General features: G+C 67.5%; 25 protein-coding genes and 1 other RNA gene. 17 read left to right on the plus strand and 9 right to left on the minus strand.

The window, feature by feature from the left end:
* The first annotated feature begins 45 nt into the window (after positions 1-45).
* The 4 genes from Q0938_RS10515 to Q0938_RS10530 all read left to right on the plus strand — a co-directional run bounded on the left by Q0938_RS10515 (position 46) and on the right by Q0938_RS10530 (position 3,057).
* Complete coding sequence (locus tag Q0938_RS10515) at positions 46-450, plus strand: SoxS protein (protein ID WP_299361886.1); 405 nt, start codon at positions 46-48, stop codon at positions 448-450.
* Positions 451-530: 80 nt separating this feature from the next.
* On the plus strand, positions 531-815 hold the full coding sequence (locus tag Q0938_RS10520; RefSeq protein WP_299362095.1) for a metalloregulator ArsR/SmtB family transcription factor: 285 nt from the start codon (positions 531-533) through the stop codon (positions 813-815).
* A gap of 126 nt (positions 816-941) precedes the next feature.
* Positions 942-2,234, plus strand: a complete 1,293-nt coding sequence (serS, locus tag Q0938_RS10525; protein WP_299361889.1) for a serine--tRNA ligase — start codon at positions 942-944, stop codon at positions 2,232-2,234.
* A gap of 61 nt (positions 2,235-2,295) precedes the next feature.
* Complete coding sequence (locus Q0938_RS10530) at positions 2,296-3,057, plus strand: hypothetical protein (RefSeq protein WP_299361891.1); 762 nt, start codon at positions 2,296-2,298, stop codon at positions 3,055-3,057.
* A gap of 25 nt (positions 3,058-3,082) precedes the next feature.
* Here the strand turns inward: Q0938_RS10530 and der are convergent, their stop codons facing one another.
* The 3 genes from der to Q0938_RS10545 all read right to left on the minus strand — a co-directional run bounded on the left by der (position 3,083) and on the right by Q0938_RS10545 (position 6,685).
* Positions 3,083-4,564: a ribosome biogenesis GTPase Der gene (der, locus tag Q0938_RS10535; RefSeq protein WP_299361893.1), complete on the minus strand. Its 1,482-nt coding sequence runs from the start codon at positions 4,562-4,564 to the stop codon at positions 3,083-3,085.
* Positions 4,565-4,575: 11 nt separating this feature from the next.
* Positions 4,576-5,895: a PQQ-binding-like beta-propeller repeat protein gene (locus Q0938_RS10540; RefSeq protein ID WP_299361896.1), complete on the minus strand. Its 1,320-nt coding sequence runs from the start codon at positions 5,893-5,895 to the stop codon at positions 4,576-4,578.
* Positions 5,896-5,980: 85 nt separating this feature from the next.
* Positions 5,981-6,685, minus strand: coding sequence for a tetratricopeptide repeat protein (locus Q0938_RS10545; protein ID WP_299361898.1), 705 nt, complete (start codon positions 6,683-6,685; stop codon positions 5,981-5,983).
* A gap of 162 nt (positions 6,686-6,847) precedes the next feature.
* Between Q0938_RS10545 and Q0938_RS10550 the strand changes: the two genes are divergently transcribed.
* Positions 6,848-7,447 carry a superoxide dismutase gene (locus Q0938_RS10550; protein WP_299361901.1) on the plus strand — a complete coding sequence of 200 codons (600 nt, stop codon included), beginning with the start codon at positions 6,848-6,850 and terminating at the stop codon, positions 7,445-7,447.
* 159 nt (positions 7,448-7,606) lie between these two features.
* Entirely contained in the window at positions 7,607-8,500 is an 894-nt protein-coding gene (gene rarD, locus Q0938_RS10555) for an EamA family transporter RarD (RefSeq protein ID WP_299361903.1), read from the plus strand.
* Between the two features lie 16 nt (positions 8,501-8,516).
* On the opposite strand, the gene ispG is transcribed toward rarD, so the two are convergent.
* From ispG to hemA, 3 genes are all read right to left on the minus strand, one after another.
* Positions 8,517-9,644 carry a flavodoxin-dependent (E)-4-hydroxy-3-methylbut-2-enyl-diphosphate synthase gene (ispG, locus tag Q0938_RS10560; RefSeq protein ID WP_299361905.1) on the minus strand — a complete coding sequence of 376 codons (1,128 nt, stop codon included), beginning with the start codon at positions 9,642-9,644 and terminating at the stop codon, positions 8,517-8,519.
* A 105-nt stretch (positions 9,645-9,749) separates the two neighbouring features.
* Positions 9,750-11,009, minus strand: a complete 1,260-nt coding sequence (locus Q0938_RS10565) for a helix-turn-helix domain-containing protein (protein ID WP_299362097.1) — start codon at positions 11,007-11,009, stop codon at positions 9,750-9,752.
* A gap of 111 nt (positions 11,010-11,120) precedes the next feature.
* A complete protein-coding gene (gene hemA / locus Q0938_RS10570; protein ID WP_299361907.1) occupies positions 11,121-12,350 on the minus strand; it encodes a 5-aminolevulinate synthase in 1,230 nt (409 codons plus the stop codon).
* 163 nt (positions 12,351-12,513) lie between these two features.
* On the opposite strand from hemA, the gene Q0938_RS10575 reads away from it, so the two are divergent.
* Positions 12,514-13,899: a M20/M25/M40 family metallo-hydrolase gene (locus Q0938_RS10575; RefSeq protein WP_299361909.1), complete on the plus strand. Its 1,386-nt coding sequence runs from the start codon at positions 12,514-12,516 to the stop codon at positions 13,897-13,899.
* Positions 13,900-13,983: 84 nt separating this feature from the next.
* On the opposite strand, the gene Q0938_RS10580 is transcribed toward Q0938_RS10575, so the two are convergent.
* Entirely contained in the window at positions 13,984-14,493 is a 510-nt protein-coding gene (locus tag Q0938_RS10580) for a CarD family transcriptional regulator (protein ID WP_299361912.1), read from the minus strand.
* Between the two features lie 336 nt (positions 14,494-14,829).
* Here Q0938_RS10580 and Q0938_RS10585 point away from each other — a divergent pair, with 336 nt between their 5' ends.
* From Q0938_RS10585 to Q0938_RS10600, 4 genes are all read left to right on the plus strand, one after another.
* Positions 14,830-15,873 (plus strand): extracellular solute-binding protein, encoded by a 1,044-nt coding sequence (locus Q0938_RS10585; RefSeq protein WP_299361914.1) that lies wholly within the window; start codon positions 14,830-14,832, stop codon positions 15,871-15,873.
* A gap of 144 nt (positions 15,874-16,017) precedes the next feature.
* Positions 16,018-17,160, plus strand: coding sequence for a TRAP transporter substrate-binding protein (gene dctP, locus Q0938_RS10590; protein ID WP_299361916.1), 1,143 nt, complete (start codon positions 16,018-16,020; stop codon positions 17,158-17,160).
* A gap of 61 nt (positions 17,161-17,221) precedes the next feature.
* Positions 17,222-17,638: a PaaI family thioesterase gene (locus Q0938_RS10595; protein ID WP_299361918.1), complete on the plus strand. Its 417-nt coding sequence runs from the start codon at positions 17,222-17,224 to the stop codon at positions 17,636-17,638.
* Between the two features lie 76 nt (positions 17,639-17,714).
* Positions 17,715-18,323, plus strand: a complete 609-nt coding sequence (locus Q0938_RS10600; protein WP_299361920.1) for a DsrE family protein — start codon at positions 17,715-17,717, stop codon at positions 18,321-18,323.
* A gap of 80 nt (positions 18,324-18,403) precedes the next feature.
* Here the strand turns inward: Q0938_RS10600 and Q0938_RS10605 are convergent, their stop codons facing one another.
* Positions 18,404-18,649 carry a PepSY domain-containing protein gene (locus Q0938_RS10605; RefSeq protein ID WP_299361922.1) on the minus strand — a complete coding sequence of 82 codons (246 nt, stop codon included), beginning with the start codon at positions 18,647-18,649 and terminating at the stop codon, positions 18,404-18,406.
* Positions 18,650-18,737: 88 nt separating this feature from the next.
* Here Q0938_RS10605 and ssrA point away from each other — a divergent pair.
* From ssrA to Q0938_RS10620, 3 genes are all read left to right on the plus strand, one after another.
* Positions 18,738-19,092, plus strand: a transfer-messenger RNA (tmRNA) gene (gene ssrA, locus Q0938_RS10610).
* 118 nt (positions 19,093-19,210) lie between these two features.
* A complete protein-coding gene (locus Q0938_RS10615; protein WP_299361924.1) occupies positions 19,211-19,603 on the plus strand; it encodes a rhodanese-like domain-containing protein in 393 nt (130 codons plus the stop codon).
* A 103-nt stretch (positions 19,604-19,706) separates the two neighbouring features.
* Positions 19,707-20,981, plus strand: coding sequence for a glutamate-5-semialdehyde dehydrogenase (locus Q0938_RS10620; protein ID WP_366942747.1), 1,275 nt, complete (start codon positions 19,707-19,709; stop codon positions 20,979-20,981).
* Positions 20,982-21,000: 19 nt separating this feature from the next.
* Here the strand turns inward: Q0938_RS10620 and Q0938_RS10625 are convergent, their stop codons facing one another.
* Positions 21,001-21,639: a histidine phosphotransferase family protein gene (locus Q0938_RS10625; RefSeq protein WP_299361928.1), complete on the minus strand. Its 639-nt coding sequence runs from the start codon at positions 21,637-21,639 to the stop codon at positions 21,001-21,003.
* 63 nt (positions 21,640-21,702) lie between these two features.
* On the opposite strand from Q0938_RS10625, the gene Q0938_RS10630 reads away from it, so the two are divergent.
* The 3 genes from Q0938_RS10630 to Q0938_RS10640 all read left to right on the plus strand — a co-directional run bounded on the left by Q0938_RS10630 (position 21,703) and on the right by Q0938_RS10640 (position 23,730).
* Positions 21,703-21,873: a DUF3553 domain-containing protein gene (locus tag Q0938_RS10630; protein WP_299361930.1), complete on the plus strand. Its 171-nt coding sequence runs from the start codon at positions 21,703-21,705 to the stop codon at positions 21,871-21,873.
* 158 nt (positions 21,874-22,031) lie between these two features.
* A complete protein-coding gene (locus Q0938_RS10635) occupies positions 22,032-22,811 on the plus strand; it encodes a GNAT family N-acyltransferase (RefSeq protein WP_299361932.1) in 780 nt (259 codons plus the stop codon).
* A gap of 43 nt (positions 22,812-22,854) precedes the next feature.
* Positions 22,855-23,730: a 1-acyl-sn-glycerol-3-phosphate acyltransferase gene (locus tag Q0938_RS10640; protein ID WP_299361934.1), complete on the plus strand. Its 876-nt coding sequence runs from the start codon at positions 22,855-22,857 to the stop codon at positions 23,728-23,730.
* The last annotated feature ends 21 nt before the right edge of the window (positions 23,731-23,751 follow it).

Below are 23,751 nucleotides of genomic sequence, written 5' to 3' on the forward strand. Positions count from 1 at the left end.
GATCGGCCGACCCGGTAGACTCGGCTGGTTTGAGGGTACCCGGACATGCTGCTGCCGCGCCTGCGACCGATCTTCGGCCTGCTGATCGCCCTCGTCCTGGCGACCGGTCCTGCCGACCTGCGCGCCGAGGGGACGGGATTGCAGCTGCTGATGGTCGAGGATCGGGGCTGCCCGGCTTGCCGGCAGTGGCGAGCCGAGGTGCTGCCGGACTACCAGGCACATCCGCAGGGCCGGGCCGCCCCGCTGATGATGGTCGGCGTCGACGGTCCGTGGCCGAACGGCCTGGCGCTGGCCCGGCGGCCCCAGATCACCCCCACCTTCATCCTGCTGCGGAACGGGCAGGAGGTCAGCCGGGTTGAGGGTTATGCGGGTCAGGCCCATTTCTGGCCGGTCCTGGCCAAGATGCTGCAGGATGAAGCTGTGCAGCGCACGAGAGGAGATGGGACATGACCCAGACTGCAATCGAGCAGGCGACGATTGCCCCCGCTCCGCTGGCGGCCCAGGGGCACGTCGACAGCGAGACAGAGCGGATGGTGGCCGCCGCGGCCGAGGCGTCAGCCTTTCTCAAGGCGCTGGCGCATGAGGGCCGGCTGCTGATCCTGTGCCACCTGTCCGCGGGCGAGCGAACGGTCAGCGAGCTGGAAGATCTGCTCGGCCAGCGTCAGGCTGCCGTCAGCCAGCAACTCGCCCGGTTGAGGGCCGAAGGGCTGGTGGCCTGCCGCCGCGACGGCAAGGCGCGGCTCTATGCGATCGCCGACCCGCGCGCGTCAGAACTGGTCGGCACCATGTACAGGCTGTTCTGCGCCCAGGGCTGATCCGACCCGGATCGCCAAGGCGATCACCCCGAGTGGCAGGGCGACCCTTTTGCCCGGCGCAGGGCTGCGCTAATCGTCGCCCGCCTGCTGGTCCCGCACCGGGACGCGCCGACGAAAGGGACCGCCATGCACGACATCCGCGCCATTCGCGAAAACCCCGACCGCTTCGACGCCGGCCTGGCGCGTCGTGGTCTCGCGCCGATGGCGGCCCGGATCCTCGGGCTGGACGCCGAGCGGCGGTCGCGGATCAGCGCCGCGGAAGAGGCCAGGGCGGAACAGAACCGCGCCAGCAAGGAAACAGGCGCCGCCAAGGCCCGGGGCGACGAGGCGGAGTTCCAGCGCCTGCGCGCCCTGATTGGCGACAGCAAGACGCAGACCGCCACCATGATGGCCGAGGCCGACCAGCTGGACCGCGACCTGCGCGACCTGCTGATGACCATCCCGAACATCCCCCTGGACCGCGTGCCGGACGGCGCAGACGAGCGTGACAATGTCGAGATCCGGCGCTGGGGCGAACCGCGGCGGCCCGAGTTTGCGCCACGCGAACATTTCGATATTCCCGGCGTCCGACCCGGCATGGACTTTGCCACAGCCGCCAAGCTGGCCGGGTCCCGCTTCGTGGTGCTGTCAGGGGCGGTGGCGCGTATTCATCGGGCGCTGGCGCAGTTCATGCTGGACCTGCACGTCACGCGCCACGGGCTGACCGAAACCTGGACCCCGGTGCTGGTGCTGCCCGAAATGATGGAGGGGACCGGCCAGCTGCCGAAATTCGGCGAGGACAGTTACCAGACCCGCGAGGGCTGGTGGCTGATCCCCACCGCCGAGGTCACGCTGACCAACACCGTGCATGGTGATCTGGTCGAACACGCCACCCTGCCCCGCCGTCTGGTCGCCCATTCGCAGTGCTTCCGTTCCGAAGCCGGCAGTGCCGGACGCGATACCGCGGGCATGTTGCGGCAACACCAGTTCGAAAAGGTCGAGATGGTGTCGATCACCGACGCGGCGTCCGGACTGGCCGAGTTCGATCGCATGACCCGCTGTGCCGAGGCGGTGCTGGAGGCGCTGGACCTGCCCTATCGGACCGTCGTGCTGTGTGCCGGCGACATGGGCTTTGGCGCCCGGATCACCCACGATCTGGAGGTATGGCTGCCCGGGCAGGACACTTATCGCGAGATATCGAGCGTCAGCTATGTCGGCGAGTTCCAGGCCCGCCGGATGAATGCCCGGTACCGTCCCGCCGACGGCGGAAAGCCCGAATTCGTGCACACGCTGAACGGATCGGGCCTGGCGGTCGGCCGCACCCTGATCGCCGTGCTGGAAAATGGTCAGCAGGCCGACGGTTCGGTCGATCTGCCACCCGCGCTGCACCCCTATCTGGGCGGGGCCTCGCGCCTGGACGCCGACGGACGACTGGGCTGAACCCCGAACCGGTTCCGGGCCGATCATAGAAACCGCACGGGTCCGGCCGGCGTTCGGTGGCATGAAGCTCAAGCGCGACGCATGGTTCCAGATCGGAACGGTCCTGTTCTTTGCCGTCAGCGCCCTGGCGGTCGCAATGCGTCGCAATCACGAGATGCCGGTCTGGAACGCGCCGGGCGACATGCTGTCCGGCCGCTACGGCAGGTCGATGAACAGCGCGCCGATCCTGTGGGATGAACATCTGATCGGGATCATCCAGAACCCGGTCAACTGGGCCCTGACGTCGCTGCTGGTGGCGGTGATCGCCAGCAGCGTGCTGTATCTGGCGCTGCGGTGGCGGTCGAATTTTTCCCCGCCGATGCCGCTGCTCACCATGCTGGGGCTGATCGCCTCTGGCATCTGGCCTTGGGTCGCGCCGACCTCGCCCGCGGCGGCGCTGGTCATCGCGACGCTGGCGCCGGTCGGCGTGGTGGCGGGTATCCTGCAAAGGCGCCGGTCGCAACACAGGGAACCCGGTGACTGGCCGCTGGGCCTGATCGCCGGCTGGCTGACCATGGGCGGGATCGGCGCGGCCTCGGGGCTGGCCCAGATGGAACTGAGCCTGCGGCCAGAGCTGGCCGCCCTGGCCGGGCTGCTCGCCGCCTCGCTGATCGGGGCGCGGGTGCAGCTGGAACTGGGCAGCAACGTGACCTACGCGGCGGCGATCATCTGGGCGATGCTGGGAATCGCGGCAGCGAGCCTTGCCGTCAGCATGACGGTGGCCACGGCCTGCGTGCTGGGCATCGCGACGATGGCGGTGGTGCTGGTGCGGGTGACGACCTGATCGGGACGCAGCGTAATCGCGCCCGTCAGCTGCCCTTGGGGCGCTGCCGGTCCTTGTGCTTGGCCAGCGCGCCGGTCTGACGCTTGTTGACCTTGTCGCGATAGGGGTTCTTGGCGCCCTGATCACGAAAGCTCAGCCGGATCGGAGTTCCGGGCATGTCGAAATCGATCCGCAACCCGTTCACCAGATAGCGCCGATAGCTGTCGGGGATCTGGTCCACATGGGTTGCCATGACCACGAACGCGGGCGGCCGGGTCTTGACCTGGGTGGCATAGCGCAGCTTGATCCGCCGCCCACCGGGGGCAGGCGGCGGATGCGCCTCGGTCATCGCGGCGAGCCACTGGTTCAGCCGCGCCGTGGGGACGCGGCGGTTCCAGACCTCGTGCGCCTTGAGGATCGCGTCGTGGAGACGGTCCAGCCCCTTGCCCGTGCGGGCGCTGACGGTGACCAGGGGCGCGCCCTTGAGCTGCGGCAGCAGCCGTTCGAACGCCTCGCGCAATTCGTTCAGCTTGTGCGGCTTGTCGTCCTCGAGATCCCACTTGTTGGCGGCAACGACGACGGCGCGCCCCTCGGTTTCGGCGAAATCCGCAATCCGCAGGTCCTGCTGTTCGAAGGGGATCGCCACGTCCAGCAGAACGACGACCACCTCGGCGAACCGCACCGCCCGCAGCCCGTCCGCCACCGACAGCTTTTCCAGCTTGTCCGTGACCTTGGCCTTGCGCCGCATGCCCGCGGTATCGAAGATCCGCATGGGCGTGCCCAGGAATTCGGTCGTGACGCTGATCGAATCCCGGGTGATCCCGGCTTCCGGCCCCGTCAGCAGGCGATCCTCGCCGATGATGCGGTTGATCAGCGTCGATTTCCCCGAATTGGGGCGGCCGATCACGGCGAGCTGCAGCGGCCGGCTGGCCGAGGGGCGCCAGTCCTCTGCGCCCTCGCCCGACTCGGCCTGTTCCTCGGTCAGGGTCACATCGGTTTCCGGGGTGATCGGCGCCGGACGCTCGGCCTCGATCTGGTCGGCCAGCGGCGCGAGGACGCGATACAGGTCGTCCAGGCCTTCGCCATGCTCGGCCGAAATCTGCAGGGGCTCGCCCAGCCCCAGCCCGTAGGCCTCGATGACCCCGGTCTCGCCGGCCCGTCCCTCGGCCTTGTTGGCGGCCAGGATGACGTGACGGGCGCGTTTGCGCAGAAGGTCGGCGAAATACTCGTCGGCCGCGGTCACGCCGGCCCGGGCGTCGACCACGAACAGGCAGATGTCGGCCTCGTCCACCGCGCGTTCGGTCAGGCGGCGCATGCGCCCCTGCAGGCTGTCGTCATCGGCCATTTCCAGGCCGGCGCTGTCGATCACCACGAAGCGCAGATCACCCAGCCGCGCGTCGCCTTCGCGCAGGTCGCGCGTGACCCCCGGCTGGTTGTCGACCAGCGCCAGCCGCTTGCCGACCAGCCGGTTGAACAGCGTCGACTTGCCCACGTTGGGACGGCCGACGATGGCGAGCGTGAAGGTCATGTGATCTCGCCTTACCGGAACGCGTGCAGCTGGCCGGCGCGGCTTGCGACATAGAGCGTGCCGCCCGCCACCACCGGTGCCGAGGCGGCCCCGCCGGGGATCGCGCCCTGTCCGACCAGCACGCCGGTCTGCGGATCGAACACCCGCAGGACCCCGTCCGAGGACGCCACGAACAGCCGGCCCCCTGCAAGGATCGGGCCATGGTGGGCGACGATGCTGTCCTGCCTTCGCACCCGCGTATCGGTGTAGTACGGCAGCGGCACCGTATAGATGCGTGCGCCGGTGGTCGCGTCGAGCCGCACCAGTTGCGCCTGGTCGTTGATGGCGAACACGGACCCGCCGACGGCCAGGACCGGTCCGGCCGCGCCCTCGTCCGCCGACCACAGCTGAATTCCGGTGTCACGTTCGAACGCCGCCATCCGGCCCGACGAGGTTCCGGCAATCACCTTGTCGTCCAGGATGACCGGATCGCCGGTCAGGTCACGGATGTAGGCGATCGCCCGCCCGACCCGGGACCCGGCGACCTGCGCGCTCCACAACTCGGCGCCGGTCGCGGTGTCGGCGCTCAGCAGCTGGCCGGAGGCGAATGGAAACACCACGAGGTCTGCCGCGACGGCGGGGGTGCTGGCGCCCGTGACGCCGGCCTGCGCCGCGATCCCGGTCAGCGTCCACAGCACCTTGCCATCGCTTGCGCGGACCGCCCAGCCGGTGGCGTCGCGACCCACGGCATAGACGACCCCGCCGGCGACGGTCGGCGCACCGCTGATCGGGGCGGCGACGCGCTGTCGCCAGCGCACCCCGCCCGTGGCGGCATCCAGCGCCACGATCTCGCCATAGGCCGTCGTCACGAAGACCTGGCCCGCGTCATAGGCCACGCCGCCACCCGAGGCACTGTTCCCCGCCTCGCCGGCGGGGATCAGATCGGTGGCCCAGGCGGTGCCGCCGTTAGGCGCGGTCGCGGTCACGCGGGCGCGGCTGTCGAGCGTGAAGGCCAGTCCGCCGGCCACGACCGGCTGGGCGGTGATCCGGTGGCGCTTGTCGGCGCCCTGTCCGATCGGCGCCGACCAGATTCGACGGGTTCCCTGCCCGAGTTGAGCGTGCCCCATCAGATGCGCGGCGTTGCCCCCGCGCTGCGGCCAGTCGCCCGGCACCGGGGTAGGCAGCAGCAATGCCGTGGAGGTGACCGGGGCGCCATCGACCACCCTTGGTCCGTTCGCGGACAGGACGGCGCGCGGGTCAAGCCGCTCGCCGGGCAGGATGACCTCACGGTCGCCGCAGCCGGCCAGTGCCACCAGACCGGATACGGCGAGGATCACGATCAGCTTGGTCATCGCGGCATCCTTTCGGTGGCGGGTTCGCGGCTGGACCCGATGCGATTGCGGCAGCGCTGGCGCAGAGGGGCCATGAAACTGCGCGTCAGTCAGGAACCAGCGTGGCGCCGACATCGCCCGGCACGTCGGCCGAGGGCTCCGGTTCGGCACCCAGCGTGATCAGCATGTCGGAGAGACGACGGCGCAACGCCTCGGTCAGGCCATCCTTTTGCCGGATCTGCCCGATCAGCGCGATGGCGTCGTCCGGCCGGCCCGCGTCGACCAGCGCCACGACCTTCTGTTCCAGGGCGAGCAGCTCGAACGGCGCCCCCGGTGCGCTGAGCGTGGCCAGCGCCGCATCGCGCGCCGCCGGTTCCATCGCACTTCCCTGCAGCATCACGGTCTTGAGTTGCGCCAGATGCTGCATCACCCGGTCATCTCCGGCTGCGGCGGCAGACGCGGTCAGCCGCTCGGCGGCCTCGGCGCTCTGCCCCGCATCGGTCTGGGCCCCGGCCGCGAGCAAGTCGCGCAGCGCCGTGCGGCCCGCCCCGCCCAGCGGATCGATGACCGTCAGCGCCTCGGCACGCGCCGCCGCATCGCTCTGTTCCTGCGCGGCGAGCAGCGCGTCGCCGAACGCCTGCGCCTGCGCTTCGGCCCGCGAGCGGGCGTATTCGCGCCATGCCGAGGCAGCGACCAGTGCCACGATCAGGGCAATGACGATCCAGCCGTAGCGCCGCATCGCCGCGAACAGACGATCGCGTCGCAGATCCTCGGTCACCTCGTCGATGAAACTGTCGTTCTGATTTGCCATCGGAATCCCGGCAGGGCTGGTTTTGCCCCTTCTATACATCGCCAACGCCGTTTGCCAATGCGGACACGGCGCGGAACCCCCCGGACGGGGGCCGCGTTCGGACTGCAGGGCGCCTCACGAGGCTGCACGATCGCGTCACTCATCCATTCGAAAGGTAACGACATGGCTTTCACGCTCCCCGATCTTCCGTATTCGCATGACGCGCTGGCCGCCGGTGGCATGTCCAGGGAAACGCTGGAGTATCACCATGACAAGCACCACAAGGCGTATGTCGACAAGCTGAACGAACTGATCCAGGGCACCGAGTGGGAGACCGCCTCGCTCGAGGACATCGTCCGCGGCACCTATCAGAAGGGCGCCGTCGCCCAGAACGGCATCTTCAACAACGCCAGCCAGCATTGGAACCACGCCCAGTTCTGGGAAATGATGTCGCCCAACCCGGGGGCCATCCCCGGATCGCTGGAATCCGCCCTGAAGGACAGCTTCGGTTCGGTCGACGCGTTCAAGAAGAAATTCGCCGAGGCCGGGGTCGGCCAGTTCGGATCGGGCTGGGCATGGCTGGTCAAGACGGCCGACGGCCGGCTGGACATCACCAAGACCGAGAATGGCGTCAATCCGCTGTGCTTCGGACAGACGGCGTTGCTGGGCTGCGATGTGTGGGAACACTCCTACTACATCGATTTCCGCAATGCCCGGCCGAAGTACCTCGAGAACTTTCTGAACAACCTGGTCAACTGGGAAAACGTCGCCGCCCGGATGTAGGCGCCGGGTCCGACCAGACTCGCCTGACGGCCCGTCCGCCACCCGCGGGCGGGCCTTTTCCTTGCCGTCTTGCGGCAGCGGTCCCGGTCTGGCAGGTGGGTTGCATCCGTTCGACCGCTTGCCCCCGGGTCAGCCGGATCGGGCGGCGGAGTGGAACTGGTGACGGACAGAACCAAGGGCATCCTGGCGATGATCGCGGTATGCGTGATCTGGGGCACGTCGCCGATCTTCTACCATCTGCTGCGCCATGTGCCGCCGGCCGAGGTGCTGGCCCATCGCACCCTCTGGTCACTGTTGCTGTTCGGCCTGGTCATGGTGCTGCAGGGGCAGTTTGCGGGAATCAGCCTGGCTCTTCGGCCGCCGCATCTTGCGCGGGTCATCGTTGCGGCGGTGATGATCTCGATCAACTGGGGACTGTTCATCTGGTCCGTGCAGAACGGCCACGTCGTGGAAAGCTCGCTGGGCTACTACATGTTTCCGCTGGTCGCGGTCGCAGGTGGCGTGGTGATCTTTCACGAGCAGCTGGGCCCCGCCGGGCAGCTTGCCGTGGCGCTGGCGACTGCGGCGGTCGTCGTGCTGACCTGGGGCCTGGGCGCGACGCCGTGGATCAGCCTGATTCTGGCGTTCACCTTTGGCCTGTACGGGCTGGTCAAGAAGGCCTTGCCGCTGGGGCCGGTGCAGTCGGTCACCGCCGAGGTCGCCATCCTGGCGCCACTGGCGATCGGCTGGCTGGCTGCTGTTCATCTGGGTCTGCTACCCCATCGAACCCGGCCGGGCGCCTTCTGGTCGGACCTGCCGACGACCGTCCTGCTGATCCTGTCGGGGCCGATCACCGCCATTCCGCTGATGCTGTTCGCGCGCGCGGCGCGGTCGGTGGACATGGCGACGGTCGGGCTGATCGGCTATCTGAACCCGACGCTGCAATTCCTGTGCGCGGTGGTTCTGTTTGGCGAGGCATTCACCCGCTGGCACGGCATCGCATTCGCGATGATCTGGACCGCGCTGGCGATCTACACGCTCTCCGCCTACGCGGCGACGCCGCGGCGGGCCTGATCACTTAAGGGCCTGATCACTCCGCCGCGGTGTCGGCGGGGGTTGCCGACAGTTCGGCCGCGCGGCGCTCGACCAGCTCGACGATGTGGTCGATCATCTGGGCGTTCGACATCTTGTGGCTCTGCCGGCCGGCCAGATAGACCATGCCGCTGCCCGCCCCGCCGCCAGTAAAGCCGAGGTCGGTCATCAGCGCCTCGCCGGGACCGTTCACCACGCATCCGATGATCGACAGGCTCATCGGCACCTTGATGTGCTCCAGCCGCTGTTCCAGCGTCTCGACGGTCTTGATGACATCGAAGCCCTGGCGCGCGCAGCTGGGACAGCTGATGATCTGCACGCCACGGGTCCGCAGCCCCAGCGATTTCAGGATCTCGTACCCGACCTTGACCTCCTCGACCGGGTCGGCCGACAGCGACACCCGGATCGTGTCTCCAATCCCCATCCACAGCAGGTTGCCCATGCCGACCGCCGACTTGACGGTGCCGCCGCGCAGGCCGCCCGCCTCGGTGATCCCCAGGTGGATCGGCGCGTCGGTCGCGTCGGCCAGCTGCTGATAGGCGGCGGCGGCCAGAAAGACGTCCGACGCCTTCACGCTGATCTTGAACTCGTGGAAATCGTTGTCCTGCAGCAGCCGGATGTGATCGAGCCCGCTTTCCACCATCGCATCGGGACAGGGCTCGCCATATTTCTCCAGAAGGTGGCGTTCCAGGCTGCCCGCGTTGACCCCGATCCGGATCGAACAGCCGTGATCCCTGGCAGCCTGCACGACCTCGCGGACCCGCGACGGATCGCCGATGTTGCCCGGGTTGATGCGCAGGCAGGCCGCCCCGGCCTCGGCGGCCTCGATCGCCCGCCGATAATGGAAATGGATGTCGGCCACGATCGGCACGGGGGACTCGCGCGTGATCTCGCGCAGGGCGTGGGTGGAGGATTCGTCGGGCGTGGACACCCGAACGATATCCGCCCCTGCCTCGGCCGCGCGGATGATCTGGTCCAGTGTGGCCCGGACATCGGACGAATCGGTGTTCGTCATCGTCTGGACGCTGATGGGCGCGTCGCCGCCGACCGGCACATTGCCCACCATGATCTGGCGTGATTTGCGACGCTCGACGTTGCGCCAAGGGCGGATGGGATTGATGCTCATGCGCCTCGTGCCTTTCGGTGACGCGCCACAGATAGGGCGCCGGGCGCCATACGGCAACCACGCGGGGTCATCCGGCCGCCCCGCGCCGTCGTGGCTGCGCGTCCCCTAGCGGGTCCCGCTGGAAGCCGGCTTCGGCGGGCGCGGGACGCTGACATCCGTGCCACCATCGATGGGGGCAGCGCCGATCAGTTGCGCGGCAGAGGCGAGCGCCACCAGTTCGGCCAGGGCCGGATCGGTGCTGAGGTCCGCGGCGGCGAAACGGTCCACCAGCGCCGCCGGGGACAGTTCGATATTCTTGACCACCTGGGCGCCGGGGGCGGCCGGACCGTAGGTCTGGCCGTTCACGGCGAAGTAGATGCTGCCCGAGTTGCCGGTGCGCAGCAGCGCCGGCTGTTCCAACTGAGGCAGTTCGAAGCGTTCGCCCGCGTCCATCGTCTTTTCCAGGACGATCGTTCCGTCGGGCGAGCTGACGCGGACCCAGGCGGGGCGAACGGCCAGCAGCTCCAGCGCGGGCGAGTCCTGTGCGACAGTGCGGACCGGCAGGTCCGACGATGGCACCAGCCCGACCGTCTCGATCACTGGCTCTTGCTGGTTCTGCGGCGCCGCCGCAACCTGTTCGGGCAGGCCGGGGTCGATCGCCGCGATCGGACCGTCGCGCGGCGTCATCACCGGCACCTCGAGCGCCTGCGGACGATAGATCCGGTCCAGAGCGTCGGGCTGGGGCAGGTCGACGGCCACATCGCGGCCAGCATCCGGGGTCTGCACCTCCTGCACCGGGTCAAGCGCCGCGACGACGGCCGGGGCTTGCTCGGACGGAGTCAGGCGAACCTTCTGCACCTCTTGCAGCACTGCCCAGCCGCCATAGCCGAGCCCGGCGACAATCGCGATCATCACCGCGACGGACCCGAGAGCCCGCGGCTCGACCCCCGACCAGAAGCTTTCGGGCTGGGGGATGAACAGCGCATGCGGATTGGCCAGCGCCTCGACCGGATCGGACGGGCGGCGTTGCGGACGCGGCCCCGACGCTGCCGGGGCCATGCCGTGGATCGGCTGAAAGCCGGACTCCTCGCAGAAACGATAAAACGTCCAGTCTGGGTCCATGCCGAGATAGCGAGCATAGGACCGCACGTAGCCGGAGATGAAGCTGGGGGCGTCGAACGCCAGCACGTCGCAGTTCTCGATGGCCGCAACCTGGCTCGCCTTGATCCGCAACTCGCGCTGGACGTCCAGCAGCGACTTCCCGAGGGTCGCGCGCTCGCCCCGCATGACGTCGCCGAGCCGCATCTCGAAATCATCGAAGCGGGGCGCCGATGGCACCCGAGTCGAATCGTCGCTCGCCGGACGGTCCGTCCGCAACCCGATCATCAGCGCTTGCCCCATGCCCGTATCTGCCAGTCCGCCTTACCGCGAATCTGGCCCATCTTCATTGCAAAAATGTTATCACGAGATCCCGGGTCAACACACCCTCAGATTGATTCAAGCAACCGCGACTGCGCGATTCAGGGCACAGCGCGACCACAGCACGTCCATTGCCTGGACAAGGTGGTCGATCTGCTTCGAATCGTGCACCGGCGACGGCGTGAAGCGCAGCCGTTCGGTCCCGCGCGGCACGGTCGGGAAGTTGATCGGCTGCACGTAGATGCCGAAGTCGTCCAGCAGCATGTCGGACAGCGCCTTGCAGTGGATCGGATTGCCCACATGCACGGGCACGATATGGGTGCCGCGGTCGTCGATCGGCAGGCCCACGCCGCGCAACCGCATCTTGAGGATGCGCGCATGCAGCTGCTGCGCGTTGCGCAGCTTCTGCCCTTCGGCCGTCTTTAGGAAAGCGATCGACGCGGCCGCGCCGGCCGCGACGGCGGGGGGCAGCGACGTGGTGAAGATGAACCCGGGTGCATAGGACCGGATCGCATCGCACATCCGCGCGCTGGCGGCGATGTAGCCGCCGAACACGCCGAATGCCTTGCCCAGCGTCCCGTTGATGATGTCGATCCGGTGCATCAGCCCGTCGCGCTCGGCAACGCCGCCGCCGCGGGGACCGTACATGCCGACGGCATGGACCTCGTCCAGATAGGTCAACGCGCCGAATTCATCGGCCAGGTCGCAGATCTCGGCGATCGGCCCGACATCGCCATCCATCGAATAGATCGATTCGAACGCGATCAGCTTGGGCGCGGCCGGATCGTCGGCCTGCAGCAACTCGCGCAGATGTGCCAGGTCATTGTGACGGAAGATGCGCTTGGCCCCGTCGAACCGCTTGATCCCCTCGATCATCGAGGCGTGGTTCAGTTCGTCCGAATAGATGATCAGCCCGGGGAACAGCTTGCGCAGCGTCGACAGGGTCGCATCGTTCGCGATGTAGGCCGACGAAAAGACCAGCGCCGCCTCCTTGCCGTGCAGGTCGGCAAGCTCACGTTCCAAGCGCTTGTGATAGACGGTGGTGCCGGAGATGTTCCGGGTGCCGCCCGACCCGGCGCCTGTCGCGTCCAGCGCCTCGTGCATTGCGTCCAGAACGACGGGGTTCTGGCCCATGCCCAGATAATCGTTCCCGCACCAGACGACGATGTCCTTTTCGGTTCCGTCCGCCCGGGTCCAGACGGCGCTGGGATACTGGCCCTTGCGCCGTTCGATGTCGATGAACGTCCGGTAGCGCCCTTCGTCGTGCAGCCTGCGAAGCGCCTGATCCAGTGCGTCATCATAGTTCATCGGCTCGATCCCTTGCTTACCTGGCTGGGTGCGATCATCGTCCAATCGCGGGCATGAATGTTTGATAAGCGTCAAGCGCAGCTTTTGCGACCCTGAATTTTCCCGGCTGCGACCAATGGGCGCGCACGAGAACCCGATGAAAACGGTCGGCAAAGGAGGAATGATGACGACAATGTCACGGCTGGAGGACGTGCTTTCGGCGCTGGATGCGGATCTTCCGCAGGCGCTTGAACGACTGAAGGCGTTCATCCGCATTCCGTCCGTCGGCACCGATCCGGCGCACGATGCCGACACCCGGCAGGCGGCCGAATGGCTGTGCGCGCAGTTGCAGGATCTCGGTTTCGCGGCCAGCGTGCGCGAGACATCAGGGCAGCCGATGGTGGTGGCGCATTCGGGCCCCGGCGGCCGGCGCAAGCTGCTGTTCTACGGTCACTATGACGTCCAGCCCGTCGATCCCGTCGACCTGTGGACCGGCGACCCGTTCGACGCGCGGGTCGAGGACACGCCGCAGGGGAAGGTGATCCGCGGTCGTGGCGCCTGCGACGACAAGGGCCAGCTGATGACCTTCGTCGAGGCGATGCGGGCCTGGAAACAGGTCCACGGCACACTGCCGGACGGGCTGGTCATGCTGTTCGAGGGGGAGGAGGAATCGGGGTCGCCCAGCCTGCGCCGGTTCCTGCAGGACAATGCCGACGAATTGCGGGCCAGCCTGGCGCTGATCTGCGACACCTCGCTCTATTCGGACGGGCGGCCGGCGATCACCACCCAGTTGCGGGGCCTGATGGGCGACGAGGTCGTGATCCGCGCGGCTGACCGGGATCTGCATTCGGGCAGCTTTGGCGGGCTGGCCGCGAACCCGATCCAGGTGCTGGCGACCGCGCTGGCTGCGGTCAAGGATGCCGACGGACGCGTGACCCTTGCCGGCTTCTATGACGGGATCGAGGAACTTTCTGCCCAGCTTCGCGCCGACTGGGCCGATCTGGGTTTCGACGCGACCGAGTTTCTGGGCCGCGTGGGGCTGGGCCAGCCGGTCGGCGAAAAGGACCGCACCGGGCTGGAGCTGCTGTGGTCACGCCCGACCTTCGAGATCAACGGCATCGCCGGCGGCTATGCGGGCGAGGGCTTCAAGACCGTCCTGCCGGCCGAGGCGCGCGCCAAGATCAGCTGTCGCCTCGTGGCAGGTCAGGACCCGGACCGGATCCGCGAGACCTTCCGGGACCACGTCCGACGGTTCGTTCCCGCCGACTGCACCGCCGCGTTTCACGCCCATGGCAGCGCGCCGGCCAGCCGGATGGACATCTCGGACCCGGCATTCGCAGCCGTGCGACTGGCGCTGACAGAGGAATGGGGACGCGAGGCCGCATTCATCGGGGCCGGCGGATCGATCCCGGTCGCAGGCGAGTTCCGCGAGGTCCTCGGGATGGATTCGCTGCTCGTCGGGTTCGCGCGCGATGACGACCGCATCCATTCCCCGAACGAGAAATACAACGTGGAGAGTTTCGCAAAGGGCGCCCGCAGCTGGGCGAGGATCATGGCGCGGCTGGTCTGATGGGGCGGCCACCGAATCGCCGTGTGCCACAAAAAAGGCCCGCCTAGGCGGGCCTTCGAAGCGTATCGGGACAGCGGAACTGCGTCAGGCCGCGCGCGAGGTCAGGACCGATTCGACCTGTTTCTGCGCACCGCCCTCGTCGATGCCGCTCACCGCGGCAACCTCGCGGGTCAGCCGGTCCAGCGCCGCCTCGTACAGCTGGCGCTCGGAATAGCTCTGCTCGCGCTGGTCGTCGTTGCGGTGCAGGTCGCGCACGACCTCGGCAATCGACATCAGGTCGCCCGAATTGATCTTCTGCTCGTATTCCTGGGCGCGACGCGACCACATCGCACGCTTGACCCGGGCCTTGCCCTTTAGGGTTTCCATGGCACGGTCGATCTGGTCGGGCGATGCCAGCCCCCGCATGCCGATCGCGGTGGCGCGGGCGGTGGGCACGCGCAGCGTCATCTTGTCCTTTTCGAACGAGATCACGAACATCTCGAGGGACAGCCCGGCGACTTCCTGTTCCTCGATCGATACGATACGACCCACGCCATGGGCCGGGTAGACGACGAAATCATCGGGGCGGAATTCGTTCTTCTTGGTCTTCGACATCGCACTTCCTTCCAGGTGGCGCGGGGCACGCCCGTCGCACAAACAACCCCAGACGGTTAGCCCGCCTCGGGTGCTGATCAGTCTTCAATCCGTTTGTCCCGCTGCAGACCGCATGCAGGATCACAGCATCACTGGCGGCGCGCCGGACAGGTCTGGCCCGCAACCTTATGACGCCTATGTATCACGAATCGGGGCTTTTCACAAAGCCTTTCTGTCAGCCTTTCGTTAATCTTCTCGACGCGCGCCAGCTCCGCAGCTGGCGCCCGACCAACAAGCATCTTGCCGCTGGCAGAGACCCCCGGTTAGCGTTCGCCACCAACCAACCGGGAGATTCCGATGACCCTTCTGCGCTCGACCGCCATGATGCTGGCGCTGACGACCGCACCGGCCCTGGCCGCCGATGCAGAGCTGACCGTGTTCGACTGGTCCGGGTTCGAGGATCCGCGCATCTTCCAGACATACGTCGACAAGCATGGCGCCGAGCCGACCTTTGCGTTCTATGGCGATGACGACGAGGCATATCAGAAGCTGGCCTCGGGGTTCAAAGCGGACGTGGCGCATCCCTGCAGCCAGATGGTGTCGAAATACCGGGATGCCGGGCTGATCGAGCCGTGGGACACGTCGCGCATCCCCAACTTTGCGGACATCGACCCCAAGTTCATGGATTCCCCGATCTTCAAGGATGATCAGGGCGTCTGGTACATTCCGACCGACTGGGGTGCCACGGCGATTGCCTACAACACCGAGACGGTCCCGGCAGAAGACGTGTCCACCCTGCAGGTCTTTGTTGATCCCAAGTACCAAGGGCGGACCAGCCTGCCGGATTCGGCCGACGACGTCTGGGCGCTCGGCTATCTGGCGACCGGCACGACCGACTGGACGCAGGTCACCGACGAACAGTTCCAGGCAGCGGCGGACTGGCTGCGCCAGGCGCATCAGAACGTGTCCGCCTACTGGACCGACCCGGCGTCGCTGAACCAGATGATGGCATCGGGGGCCGTCGACATCGCCTGGTCGTGGAACGACAGCCCGACGCAGCTTGCGGCAGAGGATTTTCCGGTCGGCTTCGAACGCGCACCCAAGGAAGGCAGCTCGACGTTCTTCTGCGGGTTCATCAACCTCAAGGACGGGCCGGGGAGCGAGGACAAGGCGTACGACTTCATCAACGCGTGGCTGGATACCTCGGCCGCCGGGGGGCTGCTGGACGTCGTCGGCTACGGTCATACGACCAAGGCCGGAATGGAATCCATCAAGGACGATCCGCGGGTGACCGCGGGGCTGGGGCCCGTCGACGCCCCCATCCTGGCCCAGACCCCGAACGACGCCGCCCAGCGCGAACGTCAGCTGGCCGAGTTCGAGAAGATCAAGGCCGGGTTCTGATCCACCCGGCCCACGAATTTAAGTCGGAACCAGAGGCGCCCGGTGCGGGCGTCTCTGGCCTTCAGGCCGAACCGCGACACTGCAGGCCTGTTCCGGCCCCCAGCGCCTGGTGTAGCGTGCCCGCATGATTACCGGAGAATGCCCATGAAACGTCGCGATTTCCTGTCTACTGCAGGTGTCGGCAGCGCCGCCACAATGCTCGCCGCCCCGTCCCTTGCGCAGGGCCAGTCCACCATCAACTGGAGGCTGACCTCGAGCTATCCCAAAAGCCTCGAGACGCTCTACGGCATCTCTGACCAGCTCTCGACGCGGATCGCCGAGATGACCGACGGCGGCTTTCGCATCCAGCCCTTTGCGGCTGGCGAGATCGTTCCCGGCCTGCAGGCGATCGACGCGGTCAGCGACGGCACCGTGGAATGCGCCCATTCGCTGGCCAGCTTCAAGATCGGCGCGGACCCGACCTGGGCGTTCGACACCTCGCTGCCCTTCGGCCTGAACACCCGGCAGACGATCGCCTGGCTCTACTATGGCGGCGGCCGCGAACTGGTGGACGAGTTCATGGCGAAATCGAACCTGCGGTCGATCCCCGCGGGCAACACCGGCGCGCAGATGGGCGGCTGGTACCGCAAGCAGATCAATTCGGTCGACGACCTCAAGGGGCTGAAGCTGCGGATCGCCGGCTTGGGCGGCACCATCCTGGCGCGGCTGGGCGTGGTCCCGCAGCAGATCGCCGGCGGTGACATCTATGCGGCGCTGGAACGCGGAACCATCGACGCCGCCGAATTCTCGGGTCCCCTCGACGATGAGAAGCTGGGGTTCCAAAAGGTCGCGCAGCATTACTACTATCCCGGCTGGTGGGAAGGCACGGCGAATGTCGGGCTGTACATCAACCGGGACAAGTGGAACGCCCTGCCGCCGCAGTATCAGGCCGCGCTGGAGGCCGCCTGCGCCGAAACGATGGCGCACTGCATCGCCAAGTACGACAACGGCAACCCCGATGCCCTGATGCGGCTGATCGCGTCGGGCGCACAGGTCCACCCCTTCCCCGACGACGTGCTGGCCGCGGCTTTCGCGGAATCGCGCAAGCTGTACGACGAATACGCCGCCTCGAACGAGGCGTTCCGCAAGATCTACGAAAACTGGTTGGCGTACTGGCAAAAGCAGCAGCAGTGGCTGCGGGTGGCGGAACTGCCCTATGATTTCGTCACCTCGGCCCAGGCATCCGTGCAGGCCACCGCGCAGCCGTCGGCACCCGCCGAACCTGCCGGCGAGCCGGCACAGGACTGACGCAGGCCATTGACCTGCGCGGGCTGGGCTGGCCGGCCCGCGCCCCTTTCCGGAGTGACGCATGGACCGCGCCGAACAGGAACGCATCGCGCTCGACCAGCCCGCCTTTGCCCGTTTCATCGGGAGCCGGATCGTCATGGTCAGCCCCGACGAGGTCGTGGCCGAATTGCAGGTGACCGAGGATCTGGCCAATCGCAATGGCGTGCTGCATGGCGGCGCGATGATGGGCTTTGCCGACAATCTGGGCGGCACTGCCACCGCCATGAACCTGCCGCCCGGCAAGAGCACGACGACCGTCGAGAGCAAGACCAACTTCCTGCGTCCGCTGCGGATCGGCGACGTGGCAACGGCGCGCTGCGTCCCCCTGCACAAGGGGCGCACCACCATGGTCTGGCAGACCACGATCAGCCGCCCCGACGGCAAGGTGGCCGCGATCGTCACGCAGACGCAGCTCGTCCTCGACTGGCAGGCCGGCTGAGGGCGGTCGTTTGGGGTTGCCACGCGCCGGCAAGACGCCAAGCATGCGTGCACGGGATGCAGGAGGACCCCAATCGATGAATCGCTTGACGCTTACCACTGTCGCACTTGTGCTCGGCCTCGCTGGCGTGCCCGCACTGGCCCAGACCGAAACGCCCGCCGCGCCGGCCGATTCAGCGGCAGCACCTGCAGCGCCGTCCGCGACGGATGCGGCGGGGCCGGCCGGCACGGCGGGAGCCACCGGGACTGCCGCGGCAGAGGCGGCGCCGGCGGACGCCGGGAAGCCTGCGGAGATGGCCGAGGCGACGGACTACGGCGAACAGAAGGCCGTCTATCACATGAACTATGCAGGCGGGATCGACGGATCGGGCTATCGCCCGGCGCTCAACAACATGCAGAACCACCTGGATGCCGTGGGCGACGCCAATCTCGACCTGCGGGTGGTGATGCATGGTGACGGGCTGGGGCTGCTCGCCGCCGCCAAGAAGGACCAGGGCCTGCAGGCCATCATCAGCGGCCTGAAGGAACGTGGCGTCGATTTCCTGGTCTGCAAGAACACGCTGGACGGGCGCAACATCGACCCGGAGAAGGACCTCTTCGACGTGTGGCCAGAGGACATCGTCCAGGCAGGCGTGGCCGAAGTCGCGCGGCTGCAGGGCGAAGGGTTCGTCTACATCAAACCGTGAGAAATGGGGCGCGTCGCTGGCGCCCTACAGACCACCCGCGCCAAACACCGGGACCGCGGATCGCTGCGGTCCCGGTCCGATCAGCGTGGCTTGCCGGTGGTCGGGTCCAGATCGACCTCGACCTCACGGTCGTCGGCGGTGCGGTACTCGACCTCCCAGTAGCCGTCGTCGTCCCACTCGACGCTCTCGACATAGGCCAGATCAGCGCCGACGTCGGCTTCCAGAGTCGCGACGAGTTGCGACAGCGGCATCGCGTTCGGTGGCGGCGGCTCGGCCAGGGCAGCTGCGGGGGCAAGCACGGCACAGGCCAGGATCGTCATTCGCATGGGCATTCCCTCCATTTCGCGTCCTGACCAAACGCCGCAACCGCGTCGCCGGTTGCCCGACGGGCGAGATATCTCGCCGGTCCCTCATGCCCTTGCCCGCCCGGCGGCTCGCCCCTATATTCGACCTGTCCGGGTTCGCCCGGACTATGGGCATAAACGCGCTCGTAATAAGCGGATCGGACCCGGGGGCGGTACCCGGCGGCTCCACCAGACATCCCTCGTTGGGGGCGAATGGGGCCGAAACAGGATCGACGAACGTGTAAAGGGGATGGCTTTGCCTCGGTGAGCTACCACCGTTATCGGTGCGAAAAGTACAGTTGCCAACGACAACCGTGCTCCGGTCGCTCTGGCTGCGTAAGCAGCTCGGGTAACCGAAAACTAAGCCCTGTCGCCTAGCAGCGTCAGGCGGGGTTCGCAGGCACCTGGCAACAGAAGCCTGCACTTTACCCTTCATCCGGCGATTTCATCCCCGTCCGTCAGCAATGCTCGGGCGGTGGCTTGATCTTCGCTGTCTTTGCCGTTCTTGTTTGCCCGCATGGTGCAAAAGCCGGGGGTGACGTCGTGAAGATCGGTTACAAGGACCTGCTCGACGCGGCGAGTGCCGAAATCCGCACCATCGCGGTGGACGAGGCGCGAAGCATGGCGGACGATCCGCAGGTAACCTTCGTCGACCTGCGCGACCGCCGCGAGTTGGAGCGCGAGGGGCGCATCCCGGGTGCCTTCCATTGCCCGCGCGGCATGCTGGAGTTCTGGATCGATCCGGACAGTCCCTATCACAAGCCGATCTTTGCCGAGCCGCGGCAGTTCGTCTTTTATTGCGCCAGCGCGTGGCGCTCTGCCCTCGCAACCAAGACGGCGCAGGACATGGGGCTGACGCCGGTCGCGCATCTGGGCGGCGGGTTCACCGCATGGCGGGATGCCGGCGCGCCTGTCGAACAGGTTCCGCACCGCTGAGCCCGGACAGGCGCGGCGGGGTGCCGCGGCTTTCCCTGTCCGCATGTATATGGCACCACCCAACCAACCGATCTGCAAAGCTGCGCCATGCGGCGCAACGGAGATGACGATGGACGCCACCGCCGAATCCGCCGAGGCCCTGATCGCCCGTCTCGGACGCGCTGCCCGCGCGGCGGCGGCCGAGCTTGCCTGTGCGCCCGCCGAGGTGAAGGCGCAGGCGCTGCTGGCCGCCGCCTCGGCCCTGACCGCTGCCGAGGATCGCATCCTGCAGGCGAACGCGCGCGACCTGGCCTTTGCACGGGACAAGGGGCTGTCACCCGCGTTGATCGACCGACTGCGTCTGGACCCGCCGCGGATTGCTGCGATGGCAGAGGGTCTGCGGGCGGTTGCGGCGCAGCCCGACCCTGTGGGCCGCGTGCTGGCCGAATGGGACCGCCCCAACGGGCTGCATATCCAGCGCGTGGCCACGCCGCTGGGCGTGCTGGGGGTGATCTATGAATCGCGCCCCAACGTGACCGCCGACGCGGGCGCGCTGGCGCTGAAGTCGGGTAACGCCGTCATCCTGCGCGGCGGCACCGATTCCATCAATTCGTCGGCCGCGATCCTCGCCTGCATGACGCAGGGCCTGAAAGAGGCCGGGCTGCCCGAGACCGCCATCCAGATGGTGCCGATCCGCGACCGGGCTGCGGTCACCGCAATGCTGCGCGCGCGGGACTATATCGATGTCATCATTCCCCGCGGCGGCAAGGGGCTGGTCGGCCTGGTGCAAGAGGAAGCACGGGTTCCCGTGTTCGCGCATCTGGAGGGCATCTGCCACGTCTACGCCGATGGCGATGCCGATCCGGACAAGGCCCGCCGGGTGGTCCTGAACGCAAAGACCCGGCGCACGGGGATCTGCGGAGCGGCCGAGTGTCTGCTGATCGACCGTGCGTTCCACGCAGCGCACGGGCCCGTCCTGATCGAGGACCTTCTGGCCGCCGGCGTCGAGGTTCGGGCCGAAGGCGAGCTTGCCGACATCCCGGGGACCGTCCCCGCGACACCTGACGATTTCGGGCACGAGTTCCTCGACTCCATCATCGCGGTGCGGCTGGTCGACGGGGTGGACGGCGCGATCGCGCATATCCGCCGCTACGGCTCGAACCACACCGAATCGATCCTGACAGAGAATGATGCAACCGCCGCGCAGTTCTTTGCCCGGCTGGACAGTGCGATCCTGATGCGCAACGCGTCCACGCAGTTCGCGGATGGCGGCGAGTTCGGCATGGGCGCCGAGATCGGGATCGCCACCGGCAAGATGCATGCACGCGGCCCCGTCGGCGCCGAACAGCTGACCAGCTTCAAGTATCTGGTCACGGGCGACGGCACGATCCGCGCCTGAACTGCCGCTGATCCGAATTTCAGAACGAGATTTCTGCCCCGGTCTCGTCAAGCTCTGCCGCGAGCTGCCGGTTGGCGGCCGCGGCATGGATGGCAAGCAGCGGAAACTGTACCTCCGCCGCCGCGGGATCACTGAGCGGCACATCGCCGGTCTGCAGCCACGCCCAAAGCTGCGGTATTGCACGTGTGCGTTCCGCCTCGGCGACCAGCCGCCAGCCCTGCAGTCCGCGGCAGACCAGCACCCGACCACCCCAGGGCAGCGCGGTTTCCAGACACATGACCGCCAGCAGGATCAACCGGGTCTCGACGCGCGGCATGTCGCCCTGGGCATCGACCTGCAGATTCAGCCGGCCGCCAGCCGACAGGTCGCGCAACAGACTTGCGAGATCCGGGACCGAGATCCGCTGTTCGGCCGAGGCTTGGCCGAATGCCACCCGGAAAACGCGAATCCGGGCTCGCGCCGCCTCGACGCTTTCCGACAACAGTTGCAGTTCGGGAGAGGGGCCGTCCTCGACCGGGGGCGCCATTTCGAGCAGTTCCACGCCGTTCCCGATGGCACCAAGGGGTGAGACGAGGTCGTGACACAACCTTGACGCGACCAATGCGGAGAGCCGTTCGGCGGCGATGCGCGGCTGGTGCGGAATTGCCCTTTCCCGCATCAGCCTCTAGCCTTGCTGCGGATGCGAGGGACGCGTGTCGCAATCGGATCAGGGCTGAGCATCATGAACGAGATCCTTGAACCTGGGATGATGGTCCGCCACCCCGGTGCGCCCGAATGGGGAATCGGTCAAGTCCAGTCCCGCATCGGCGACCGCATCGTGGTCAACTTTGCCGAGGCCGGCAAACAGGCCGTCGACGGCAAGCGGGTCGAGTTGCAACTGGTGTCCGAATGAGCGCTCCATGACCGAAGCCTAACTCAACCTATGCGGGCGTCAAGAAAAGTCCCGCACCGCGTCCGCCGGAGCTTGCGGCCGGGGCCAGGTGTGGCCCGGTTGCAATGGGCCGGCTGCCTCCCTAGACCCGCAACGATCCACAGCCTGCGAAAGCGCCGATGACGCCCGATGCCTCCTGGTTCGAGATACGGATTGCCCGCTCCGAAGCGGATCTGCTTGGAGCGCAGCGCCTGCGCTATCGGGTCTTCGTCGAGGAGTTGGGCGGCGACGGACCGATGGTCGATCATCAGACGCGCCTGGAACGCGACGAGTTCGACCCGATCGTCGATCATCTGGTCCTGATCGACAGCCGGCGTGATGCCGCTTCACTGGATCATGTCGTCGGGGCCTATCGCCTGCTGCCCGGTGACCGGGCCGAACGCTTTGGCAGGTTCTACTGCGATGCGGAATACGACCTGTCGCGGCTGAAGGGCTCCGGACGGTCGCTGCTGGAACTGGGCCGGTCCTGCGTGGACGCCGGTTATCGGGGCGGCCCCGGCATGTTCCTGCTGTGGAACGGCCTCGCCGACTACGTGCTCGAGTTCGACATCGAGGTGCTGTTCGGTGTTGCCAGCTTCCGCGGCACCGATCCCGTTCCCCTGGCGCCCGCGCTGTCGTGGCTGCATCACAACCACATGGCGCCCGAAGCGATCCGGCCGATGGCGCTTTCGCAGGGCTACCAGCGCATGGACCTGATCGCGCCCGACGCGCTGGACCGACGGGTGGCGATGCTGAAGATGCCGGCGCTGATCAAGGCCTATCTTCGGCTTGGGGGAATGGTCGGCGAGGGCGCCTTCCTGGATCACCTCTTCAACACCACCGACGTTCTGCTGCTGATGGATACAAAGGCCATGTCGGCGCGGCACCGCCGGTTCTACGAAGAGCGGAGCAGGGACTGACGATGACCCGACGGCTGCAAGCGGCCGGACGGCCCCCGGTCCGATGACCGGGGATCAGGGGCCGGGGCCGGCGCCGGCCCGCCCGTCCGAGGCCACGTGGCGAGGCGCCGCGCCACCGCCCCTGCCCCGCATCGGCCCGCTCGGCTGGGTGCTGGTGGTGCTGCGGGGTACCGGCATCGTGACGGTCCTGCTCGTGGGCGTCACGCTGATCCTGCCGATGCGCGCGGTCGAACGCCTGTTCGTCGGATCCCGACGCCCGCTGACCGGCCCGTGGGTCCAAGCCGTGTGCCGGCTGAGCCTGCTGATCATCGCGTTGCGCTGGCGATGCGTCGGCCGACCGATGCAGGGGCCGGGCGCGGTCGTCGCAAATCATTCCAGCTGGCTCGACATCTTCGCCCTGAACGCGGCCATGCCGGTGTTTTTCGTCAGCAAGGCGGAAGTCGCGGGCTGGCCGGGGATCAACATCCTCACCGCGGTCACGAACACGCATTTCGTCACCCGCGATCCGCGCCTGGCCCGCGCGCAGGCGGCCGAGTTCGGCGCCCGGACCCGGGCGGGTCATCGCCTGCTGTTCTTTCCCGAAGGCACCAGCAGCGACGGCCGTCGCGTGCTGCCATTCAAGCCCACGTTGTTCCAGGCGTTCCTCGACCCTGCCCTGCCGGCTAATATATCGCTCCAGCCCGTCACAGTACGCTATCGGTCACCCCCCGGTTGTGACGCGCGGTTCTATGGTTGGTGGAGCGACATGGAACTGGGACCGCATCTGCTGGCGGTGCTGGCGCAGCCCCGTCAGGGTGAGGTCACGGTCATCCTGCACCCGCGGGTCGCTGTCAGCGGCCACACCCGCAAGTCACTCGCGGCCGCCGCCGAAGCCGCCGTTCGCGCAGGGCTGCAGATCCCGCCAACCGCCTCCAGCTGATCGCACCCCGTCCGCCAATCC

Source organism: uncultured Paracoccus sp., from assembly GCF_947496875.1.
In the GTDB taxonomy this organism is placed as follows: Bacteria; Pseudomonadota; Alphaproteobacteria; order Rhodobacterales; family Rhodobacteraceae; genus Paracoccus.